We start from the raw sequence: 10112 nt of genomic DNA, 5'->3' as shown, positions 1-10112 counted from the left end.
TTTTATAATTAATAAAGACTGTAAATCCATCAAAAAAGATGAATTAAACAGAATAAAAAAGCTTGTGGAAGAAAAAAATAGTACCTTTCTCCACAAGCTGACCTGCTTTTCAGCAGGTCTTTTACTTATGAATTATGCGCGAGATACATAAGATGCATCTGTTGTGTTGATGACAAGTTTGTCACCCTGGTTAATGAAGAAAGGAACCTGTACTGTAAGGCCCGTTTCCAATGTCGCAGACTTAGTACCGCCGGAAGAAGTGTCACCTTTGATACCTGGTTCTGTTTCTGTTACTTCAAGTTCAACAGTGTTTGGAAGCTCGACACCAAGAGTTTCGTGGCCGAATTGCATGATATATACTTCCATGTTTTCCTTAAGGAATTTCAACTCATATTCAATATAAGTGCCTGGCAATTCAATTTGCTCGTAAGACTCATTGTCCATGAATACGTGCTGGTCGCCACTAGCATACAGGTATTGCATTTTGCGGTTCTCGATCTGTGCTTTCGCTACTTTCTCACCAGCGCGGAAAGTTTTTTCCTGGATCGCTCCAGTACGAAGGTTGCGAAGCTTTGAGCGAACGAAAGCCGCTCCTTTTCCTGGCTTTACGTGTTGGAAATCAAGGACACGCCAAATGCCATTGTCCACTTCGATTGTTAAACCTGTACGGAAATCGTTAACTGAAATCATTTTTTGTCCTCCTAATGTGTCCTATAGTATGATGAGTTCTTTAGTAGAATGTGTCAGTGACTCATTATGGTCTTTCGTAATAACAGTATCATCCTCAATTCTTACTCCGCCAAGTCCAGCAATATAGATTCCTGGCTCGACAGTCACAACCATACCAGGTTCAAGGACGGTATCAGATCTGAATGAAAGACCAGGTCCTTCATGTACTTCGAGTCCGATTCCATGGCCTGTAGAGTGGCCAAAATACTCACCGTATCCTTTTTCCGTGATAAAGTTGCGTGTAAGTGCATCAGCTTCCTTGCCTGTCATGCCCGGCTTGATGCCTGCCATTCCCCGAAGCTGGGCTTCAAGTACAATATCATAGATTTCCTTTAATTTGTCTGAAGGGCTTCCTACGGCTAATGTACGGGTAATATCAGATACATACCCATTATAATATGCACCATAATCCAAGGTTATAAAGTCCCCTGCTTCAATCACCTTGTCACTTGCTACTCCGTGCGGAAGTGCTGAACGGTAGCCTGATGCCACAATAATATCGAATGAAGAGGATGTTGCTCCCTGTTTCCTCATGAAGAATTCTATTTCATTTGATACTTCCAGCTCTGTCCTGCCCGGACGGATAAACTCAAGTATATGTGTAAACGCAGCATCTGCAATGGCTGCTGCTTCCTTTAATATCTTAATCTCTGAATCAGTCTTAATCAAGCGTAACTTTTCGATTTCCCCTGATACGGGCACTAATTCAGCTTCCACGCCCTTATCGAAAGTTTTATAAGCCGAATATGTAACATGGTTTTCTTCGAAGCCGAGCTTTTTGATTCCCAGGTTTTTGGCTTGAGCCGCTACTTCATCCTGAATCAGTCCTTTATGCAGGACCACCTCGTAACCTTCGCATTGTTTTGCAGCCTGCTCAGTATACCTGAAATCCGTGATGAATAATGCTTTTTCAGCACTGATCAGCACCATGCCGGCAGAACCAGTGAAACCAGTCATATATCTGCGGTTGTAATCGCTTGTGACCAGCATTCCATCGATTCCGAGACTTTGAAAACTCTCGCGCAATTTTTGAATTTTTTCCATAACCTATTCCTCCCCTTGTAATTCTCTTTTGAATGCTTCAAGCGCCAATTCATAGCCAAGAAAGCCTAGACCTGCAATCTGCCCTTTTGATACTGGAGCAATCACCGATTTGTGCCTGAATTCCTCTCTTTGATAAACATTGGAAATATGTACTTCGATAACGGGACAATTAATCCCTGCAATTGCATCCCTGATGGCATAGCTATAATGCGTGAAAGCCCCTGGGTTAAAAATAATGCCATCCATACCAGTGTCTTCTGCCTCATGGAGTTTGTCAATCAGATCCCCTTCATGGTTCGAGTGGAAACAGATAACCTCAACCTGGCTTTCCGTTCCAAGCTGGACCATCCGTTTTTCCAAATCTTCCAATGTTCTGACACCGTATATTCCGGGTTCTCTTTTTCCCAAACGATTCAAGTTTGGACCATTGAGCATAAGTATTTTTTTCATAACAGGCTCCCGTAAAAAAAGAATGTTCAATAAGAACATTCTATCACAATTGAATTCGTTAAAACTACCGCGAGACGCTCAGGAGGTAACTTCCTGTTGATTATTTTCACTGTTGCGATTTTCATTTTCTTCATATGATATGGAGTAACCAACAAAAACACCGTAAAGAACATAAAAACAAATGGATGTGATCAACGTGTTTTTTGACAAGTCCCAGAATGGTTTAATGCCAGGGAACAGCGGATTGAGCACATAGAAAACAAGGAAAAACAGCGCTACCCCGAATGCTGCACCGGCCCATATGGATTTAAGCTTTCTCATTGTTGCGTAATACACTAGCGCTGCGCCAGTTGAAAAAAGGCCAATCACAACAATGGATATGACCGTACCTAGCCATTGCTCTTTCCATTCTCCTAGCGCCCAGGGCTCGAGAATGACATTTGGACGGATCTCAGTAAAGTTAAAGATATAGGCTAAATAAGCAAGCGCACTCCAAAAAATCCCTCCAAACAATCCGGTGATAATGCTCATCGCGATGAAAGACATTGGTTTTTCCCTTTGGTTCTGTTCAAGGTTTTCTTGATTATCTGCCATTAGTTGCACCTCCATACTTAGTATGTCCCGGACAGACCAATCAATTGCACATCTGGAAAAATTGTTGCATAGGCTGTCCTCTATATAGAGGTTTGTGCTAATTTTTAGTAAAATAAGAGTAACAGAACAAGTGGCTGCAATAATATGAAATGAGAATCTCTCGTTTAAAGCGCTTTTAAAAAGGAAAAAGTAGCAGGAGAAGAGTATAAAATCGGAGAATTTGTATAAAGTAATCGTTGGCAAGTTTAAAAGCTGGAAAAATTGCTCATGATGCTAGTAGGGAGGTGGCTTTCATTGAAGAATCGTACTTCTACGTATATTGTTTCAGGACTGATCGTTCTTGCAATCTTTGGTTTCGCCTTTAAGTTATTTACCGATCCATTAAGTATCCTAATAATGCTTGCAACAATCGCCCTGGTTGGTGCGTTAATTTATTTTCTTGTTACCCGCCTGACAGGCTCAAGTTCAGGACGGCAGCAGCAACGTGCATTCCAAAAAGCAGCAAAGCGTTCCAAAAAGCGGTTCCAGACAAAAGACGCAAATACTTCCTCTAAACGGTCAAAAATAAGGTCGCTCGCATCCGCGCGCAACAAAAAGAAGGATGCGTCACATTTAACGGTCATAGACGGTAAAAAGAGCAGGAAAAAAAATCGGGCTTCGTTCTAAGCTCGATTTTTTGTGTTTTATTAGGCTCTTTGCCTTTATTGAGTTAATAACACCATGATTTAAAAAACTTCTCAGCATTCTTTTTGCCAAGATCAATCAATTCCTGCTTCTTTTCATCTGAGAGCTGGAATTCAGTAGTCAAGTTGCCTTCTGTCGGAATGAAAATGATATTCTTTTCATGTTTCCTGGAAATATACCGGGAGTCATGAGCATCCTTCATCGTTTCGAACAAAGCTTCGAACATATTCAGGGCGTTCTTGATTTTGTTGGTAGGCTGCTGGATCAGATTTTGGCTCAGCTTGACTCCAAGTACCGGCCGGACTTTTTTTATATTATCCTTATCAAATAACCACATCGGAAAATTGCTTAACACTCCGCCATCAACAACGATATTCATGCCGACTCGGTCACGCAACTTTACCGGTTCGAAGAAGAATGGAAGACTGCAGCTCATTCTGATTGCCCTGGCTACAGGAAAGGTTCTCGGATCGACACCGTATTTAGGCAAATCATCAGGGAGGATCAGCAGCCGGCCATTCGTTAGATCTGACGCGATGATCCTTAATGCATCTGGAGCAAGATCACCAAAAGTGCGCAGCCCTCTGGCAGCCAATATTTCCGCTATCCAGCACTCCAGTTCATCACCTTTATAAAGCCCCAGCCGCCAGTATACAAAAAGCCATTTGGTCAACGCTGATGGGAAGACCGTTTTTCTAGAATCGAGAAATTTCTTCAGGTCAAGTTCATCCAAAAGGTTGGCCATTTCTGTGCTAGTGTAGCCAGCGGCGATCAAGCCAGCTATCAGTGAACCTGCACTGGTTCCGGCAACCCTTTTAAAACGGAATCCCCGTTCTTCGATTGCGGCACAGGCACCTACCAATGCTAATCCTTTAATTCCTCCGCCGGAAAAAACGCCGTCAATATACATATGAGCCACTCCCGTCGATGTAATCCCATCTTTACATCTTTAAGCGCTCAATTTACAAAATAGTACGGCGTACAAGTTAAAAATTTCAGCTTATGTGAAATATTGAATCTGGGCTTCAGGAAAAAAAGAATGGATATACCCTCGGATTGTTGACTCAAGATCCTTTGCTTCATCGGTCTGGTAGACGTACTTCCCTATCCCGTAACGCCCCCACTTATATTTTCGTTTCTCTTCATCCATTTCAAGCTTGGATTTAGGATATCGCTTTTGAATCACATTTTTTGCAGGCTTAGTGAAACGATGCTGGATAAGTTCAAAGCTTAGACCAGTCAGATCGATTCCTTCAAGGGAATGGCTAAGTCTTTCAAATAATTCGTGATAGCCCTCTCTCCAGCCTTCATGGATATAAATTGGCGCAACTATGAAGCCAAGCGGGTAACCTGCTTTTGCCACCTTTCTTGCCGCTTCCAGTCTTTCATCAAAGGATGATGTTCCAGGTTCAAAGTGCTTAATCACGTAACGTGCATTGACGCTGAAACGGAATCTTGTTTTACCATTATGTTTTGCATCAAGCAAGTGATCGACATGGTGGTATTTCGTCACAAACCTTAATTGCCCATATTCCGACTCGCCGAAAAATTCGATTGTTTTCTTTAAAGCGTGGGTTAAATGGTCAATCCCGACAATATCAGATGTACATGCCGCTTCGAATCTGGTTATTTCTGGTTTTCTTTCGTCCATGTATTTTTGTGCCTGATCGAAAATTTCATCAAGGTTCACGTATGTGCGGATATACGGCTTGCTTCCAAGCGTCGTCTGCAGATAACAGTAATGGCAATGGCCCATGCACCCGGTCGCAAGTGGGATGGCATATTCTGCTGACGGTTTGGAGGTATCGAATTTCAATGTCTTTCTGACACCGACAACAAGAGTGGATTTCGCATTCCGGTATTGCTGCAGTTCATTGTCACCAGGGATGCCTCGGACCTGATTATGCGAAGTCGTCTCCCTGATTTCGAGACCCATTTTCTCGAACTTTTCCTTCAGCTCCCGCCCAAGCGGGTATTCCAAAGCCCTTGGCTCAATATATACAAGCTGTGGTACAAAAGCTTTCATAATTCATTTCCTCATTTCATTCCATAAGTCTTTATGGTTATTATGGACAGAAACGAAAAAAGAGGATGGAAAAAATATTTCCATCCTCTTTGGGTCATATTATAAACCACATTTTAGCTGTGCGTTACAGTTTGTACATGTATTGCAGCCGCCGATTTCTTTTACTTCACCTTTGCGGCAGACAGGGCATGTATTTCCAACTTCAGAACCGATCGTTACGTTGGTAGAACGCAATTCATTGATCGTGTCAACAAGGACAACATGCTGCTTTTGCTTTTCTTTCTTGTCGATTTCCTCATCCATCGTGTTTTCTTCCGCTTTTAGCGTCAGTACTTGAGAATCGCGGGAACCGTCAACATAAACAGTTCCACCCTTTGCTCCGCCTTTATACAAACGCTCATATACTTTTTCAACCTGTTCAACGCTGTAGCCTTTTGGCGCATTGACGGTCTTGCTGATTGAGCTGTCAATCCAGCGCTGGATGATACATTGTACATCAGCATGTGCTTCAGGAGCCAATTCCATTGCTGAAACAAACCAGTTCGGCAGATTTTCAGGATCAGCATCCGGATTGCGGTCAAGATATTCCTGAACGATATCAGCCTTCACTTCAATGAACTTGCCAAGACGGCCGCTACGGAAGTAGGAGAAGCTGAAGTATGGCTCAAGGCCTGTTGAAACGCCAACCATTGTTCCAGTGCTCACTTTTGTTACTCTCTATCTATAGATAGAGGGCGGGATTATCAGTACCCGCTCCATATGTCGCCATATGGGTCAGACTATATCATCAACCAAAATAGTTGGTTGCTCGGCATGTAGTCGTTGAGGGGTCAGCCACGACTTCCCTGCGGATTGTCTGGTAGGTATTTTACCAACACTCATGCATTTTTACCTTTTAGATGGACTGGCTAAGTCCTGGTAGCAAGAGATACGCCAGAGTTTCCCGCATATAGCCAAGTTTACGCTACATTCTTACGAATATAGGGGGCAAGCAATTTACCCGTCGGAGCAACAGTCAGCAAGTGTGAGTTGCGAATACCGTTTTCGAGGATCGACTCACGAATATCTTCAGGCATTTTCTTCATGAAACCAGTGTTCGTGAATGCCTTACGAAGCCTGTTTGTTTCTTCTTCTGTACCGCCTTGAAGGAATGGGAAGCTGCCTTTTTCCTTCCCAAGTTCAACAGATGCACGGTAAGCCGAAGTAGCGATTGTTTCAAAAACCTTATCAACTAGCTTGTTTCCTTCTTCAGAACCGTATTCTGTTTCACAGTAAATCAGAAGATCGTGAAGTCCCATGACACCAAGACCAACACGGCGTTCACCCAATGCTTGTCTCTTATTATCTTCAAGGAAGTATGGAGTCGCATCGATGACATTGTCCTGCATGCGCACGCCAACTTCTACAGTACGCTTCAATTTTTCAAAGTTCACTGTCCTTGTTTCCTTGTCCGCCATTTCTGCAAGGTTAACAGCAGCAAGGTTGCAGACAGAGTTTGGTGCGAGAGGCTGTTCTCCACATGGATTTGTTGCTACAACTTTCTGTCCATATGCCTGTGCGTTTGTCATGTCGTTGGCATTGTCGATAAAGAAGATGCCTGGTTCTGCTGAGTATGTCGCACAGATGTTAATCAGGTTCCATAGTTCTTTTGCCTTGATTTTTCTATAGGTCCGGACTTTATAACCGAGCGTTTCCCACTCGCGAACATCACCGATTTTATGCCATTCTTCGTTATAAACCTTCATTGTCTCAGCATCATAGCTTTCAACATCAGGGAAGCGAAGTTCATAATCTGCATCGTTATCGACTGCGTCCATGAAATCCTTTGTCAGAGTGACTGAAATATTCGCACCAGTCAGGAATTCTGAGTTATGGACAGTATACGTTCCGCCTGTTGCAAGCTTTTCTTCAGCCGCTTTGATAATATCTGCGCTGAATCCACCGTATCCAGGGATGCTCTTGTAGTTCACGATTCCCTGGTACATTGCTTCTTCCTGCAACGTCAGTGGTGTGAATTTCAACTTTTCCTTCGCCATTTTCTTGATTGATTCATCGTTGGTGCTTTCAATCAGGAAGCGTAGGATCCTTGGGTTTTGCATTTTTGAAATGATGAATTCTACAATGTCAGGATGCCACGTATATACCGTTCCTTTCGGAATATTTCGCTGCTCTGCAGCCGGACTAGACTATATCATCACCCTCAGCATGATCTGTTAGGGGTCGGGCGCTTGTGAGAGTTTATTGTTGGGACTCACTCTCTAGTCGTTGAACCTTCGCCATTACCTTTGCCCAATGACGCTTGGCTGCAGATTGTCCAATGCAAGCAATTTTTAAGCCCTCACGCTCACCGTTTCCAGTCACGTTGTGGCTTGCCTGCCTCTAAGGAGTTCCCTGCAATTCACCCGATTTTCTAGTCGTTCATTTTCTGAACGACGCGGACTAGTGCATCTTTCAATCCGCTAACATTATCATTTGTGCTCCACGCTTTTTGTTACTCGTTCAATAGAACGGGCCCGGTCATTTCTGCCAGGCTCTCACACTTTCATGCGAGATCAGACTATATCATCAAAGAAGAAAATTTTTGGAATTTGCGATTAAGTTTTAAATCTCCATTTTGATAAAGGTAACCATAAATCTTTTTCGCATCACCAATACTCGAAAAGTACAAATCATAACAACCCTGTTTAGCACAAATTGCATTAACTTTTAAGCCGATATTATGAGATTTCATATAACCCAAGATTGACTCCATCATAAAGATGGATCCAGTAAACCCTATTCTCACTTTAAGAAACCCATTCCGTCGATAAACTCTTATATGTCCATCAGCATCAAAGAAACCTCTTAGAAAAGCCCATTGAAGATTGCTATTGTCGAAGTCTATCCATTTTTCATTACCTGTTTTCCTTGGTGTTATACCAAGATTTATTAAGTCGTTACAAATTTTGGTAGAACTTATTGGTAATGAAAATTTATTTTGTTCTCTTAATGAGTTCGACTTCCGGAACTTAACTTGATTAACCATGTTTAGTTCCTTAGCAATATCAAAAATCAATTGTTTATCAACTTCAGCTAAGCTTAATACTAATCGTTTAGATTTCTTTCGATCAATTAGAGTACCATCGCCTAAAATGTATCCAACAAGATAAGCTTGATTAGGTGTACTTATTTCCGAAAAATAATTTTCATCATAATGGTGAATTTTATTTTTCAACCTCCCCGCATCCCCGGGTAATCTTGGTGTTAAAAAATTCAACTCTTTGTTCCATCTCAAAATTGTTCCACGGCTTAAATTAAGTTGTTTTGCAATTTCGACTTGGCTGTAACCTTTATCGTGATAAACAGTAATCGCACTTATCAATTCTTCCTTGTCTCGTGCCCCATAAGGTCGTCGCGGACTCTCAAGGTTTACTTTCACCATAGATTCCATAATAGCTACCTTCTTTCATAATATTTATGAATTAGCTGTTAATCCTTAGGTGATTTCAATAGTCGTTGAACGTTCATCTTTGTTTCCAAAGACGCTTCGCTGCTGATTGCCCAATCCATATTATTTTTCAACATTCACGCTCACCGTTGCCAGTCACGTTGTAGTTAATATGGCTCTAAGGGTGTTCCAGCAATTCACGAGATTTTAATCCCGCCATGGTTTTAACGGGACCCACCCTGCTCTACTAAATGAGTCAGCTTAGCAATATCATCTAGCCATGATACCGATCCGGATGATTTTCCGTTTACTCCTTTGGCTAGTGTGTTGCGCGGTCTTAATGTTGAACCATTCGTTCCTACTCCGCCGCCGCGGCTCATGATTTCCATGACCTGCTTGCGGTGCTCGGAAATTCCTTCGCGTGAATCTTTTACAAACGGCATTACATAGCAGTTGAAGTAAGTCACGTCTGTTGCCGCACCCGCTCCGTAGAGAACGCGGCCAGCCGGGATGAAGTTCATCGATACTAGCTCCTGATAAAACTTCTCGAACCATTCCTGGCGCTTCTCTTCTGTTTTTTCCACAGCTGCCAGCCCTGTTGCGTTACGCTTTGCGATTTGCTCGTAGAATACTTCCAACGGCTTTTCGATGACGTCCAGTGACTTTGTGATCACACCGGTTGCTGCTTCTTCCGGGTCATCCAGCACACCGCGGAATTCTTCGTCCACAAGCACTTTAGCTTTTTTGTTTTCCCAATCAATATCTTGTATGAATCCAAGTCCGCGTGCGGGGAACTTTGGATCCTCTTTGATGGTGAGGACGACGAAATCACCATTTGATAGAGTAATTTTTTCAGTGTCTTTAAAAGTATAGCGGTCCAGCATGACTAGTCGGGAGACGCCTTTGTGGGTAAGTTTCATGTCAGAGGTAATCGGGTGAACCTGCGGGAACAGCTTAATATCCTTGTTCAGGCTTTCTACATCCAGGCTCATTTTTTGTCCAATAGTTACAGACATTTCTACAACTCCTTCTACGGTTTTAAATCTTTTCTCTAATGTGTTACTAGAAGTATGTAATTCTAGTTGCATTTTTGAATTACCCTTACGTTATCATATCGAAACACCAAAAATCAATATATAGTGTATTTTTTATTTTCGA

The 10112-nt window shown here is 42.4% G+C and carries 8 protein-coding genes and 3 pseudogenes; 1 reads left to right on the top strand and 10 read right to left on the bottom strand.

All coding sequences use genetic code 11. From position 1 onward, the window contains the following. Positions 1–132: 132 nt before the first annotated feature. From efp to ACH0QE_RS13550, 4 genes are all read right to left on the bottom strand, one after another. Complete coding sequence (gene efp, locus ACH0QE_RS13565) at positions 133–690, bottom strand: elongation factor P (protein ID WP_102263552.1); 558 nt, start codon at positions 688–690, stop codon at positions 133–135. Positions 691–711: 21 nt separating this feature from the next. Beyond that, the gene (locus ACH0QE_RS13560) at positions 712–1773 is read right to left on the bottom strand and encodes a M24 family metallopeptidase (RefSeq protein ID WP_415801148.1); all 1062 of its coding nucleotides are present in this window, start codon (positions 1771–1773) and stop codon (positions 712–714) included. Between the two features lie 3 nt (positions 1774–1776). Continuing rightward, complete coding sequence (gene aroQ / locus ACH0QE_RS13555) at positions 1777–2223, bottom strand: type II 3-dehydroquinate dehydratase (protein ID WP_415801147.1); 447 nt, start codon at positions 2221–2223, stop codon at positions 1777–1779. 78 nt (positions 2224–2301) lie between these two features. Then, complete coding sequence (locus ACH0QE_RS13550; protein WP_415801146.1) at positions 2302–2817, bottom strand: YqhR family membrane protein; 516 nt, start codon at positions 2815–2817, stop codon at positions 2302–2304. Between the two features lie 294 nt (positions 2818–3111). Here ACH0QE_RS13550 and ACH0QE_RS13545 point away from each other — a divergent pair, with 294 nt between their 5' ends. Next, positions 3112–3483: an SA1362 family protein gene (locus tag ACH0QE_RS13545; protein ID WP_415801145.1), complete on the top strand. Its 372-nt coding sequence runs from the start codon at positions 3112–3114 to the stop codon at positions 3481–3483. A gap of 43 nt (positions 3484–3526) precedes the next feature. Here ACH0QE_RS13545 and ACH0QE_RS13540 read toward each other — a convergent pair whose 3' ends face one another. From ACH0QE_RS13540 to ACH0QE_RS13515, 6 genes and pseudogenes are all read right to left on the bottom strand, one after another. After that, the gene (locus ACH0QE_RS13540) at positions 3527–4411 is read right to left on the bottom strand and encodes a patatin-like phospholipase family protein (RefSeq protein WP_415801144.1); all 885 of its coding nucleotides are present in this window, start codon (positions 4409–4411) and stop codon (positions 3527–3529) included. Between the two features lie 90 nt (positions 4412–4501). Beyond that, positions 4502–5527 (bottom strand): spore photoproduct lyase, encoded by a 1026-nt coding sequence (splB, locus tag ACH0QE_RS13535; protein WP_415801143.1) that lies wholly within the window; start codon positions 5525–5527, stop codon positions 4502–4504. Between the two features lie 99 nt (positions 5528–5626). Continuing rightward, positions 5627–6229, bottom strand: a pseudogene (locus tag ACH0QE_RS13530) (vitamin B12-dependent ribonucleotide reductase); the annotation flags it as partial. A gap of 257 nt (positions 6230–6486) precedes the next feature. Then, positions 6487–7662, bottom strand: a pseudogene (locus tag ACH0QE_RS13525) (vitamin B12-dependent ribonucleotide reductase); the annotation flags it as partial. 422 nt (positions 7663–8084) lie between these two features. Beyond that, positions 8085–8957 carry an LAGLIDADG family homing endonuclease gene (locus ACH0QE_RS13520; RefSeq protein WP_415801142.1) on the bottom strand — a complete coding sequence of 291 codons (873 nt, stop codon included), beginning with the start codon at positions 8955–8957 and terminating at the stop codon, positions 8085–8087. A gap of 224 nt (positions 8958–9181) precedes the next feature. Next, positions 9182–9970, bottom strand: a pseudogene (locus ACH0QE_RS13515) (ribonucleotide reductase N-terminal alpha domain-containing protein); the annotation flags it as partial. Between the last annotated feature and the right edge of the window lie 142 nt (positions 9971–10112).

The sequence above is a fragment of the Mesobacillus sp. genome, assembly GCF_047739415.1.
Lineage (GTDB): Bacteria > Bacillota > Bacilli > Bacillales > Cytobacillaceae > Mesobacillus.
Note: the sequence above shows the minus strand (reverse complement) of the source record. Positions and strands in the feature narration are given on the sequence as shown.

Coding starts and splice junctions, on each gene's coding strand:
- efp (WP_102263552.1), bottom strand. CDS start 690: ATGATTTCAGTTAACGATTTCCGTACAGGTTTAACAATCGAAGTGGAC.
- ACH0QE_RS13560 (WP_415801148.1), bottom strand. CDS start 1,773: ATGGAAAAAATTCAAAAATTGCGCGAGAGTTTTCAAAGTCTCGGAATC.
- aroQ (WP_415801147.1), bottom strand. CDS start 2,223: ATGAAAAAAATACTTATGCTCAATGGTCCAAACTTGAATCGTTTGGGA.
- ACH0QE_RS13550 (WP_415801146.1), bottom strand. CDS start 2,817: ATGGCAGATAATCAAGAAAACCTTGAACAGAACCAAAGGGAAAAACCA.
- ACH0QE_RS13540 (WP_415801144.1), bottom strand. CDS start 4,411: ATGTATATTGACGGCGTTTTTTCCGGCGGAGGAATTAAAGGATTAGCA.
- splB (WP_415801143.1), bottom strand. CDS start 5,527: ATGAAAGCTTTTGTACCACAGCTTGTATATATTGAGCCAAGGGCTTTG.
- ACH0QE_RS13520 (WP_415801142.1), bottom strand. CDS start 8,957: ATGGAATCTATGGTGAAAGTAAACCTTGAGAGTCCGCGACGACCTTAT.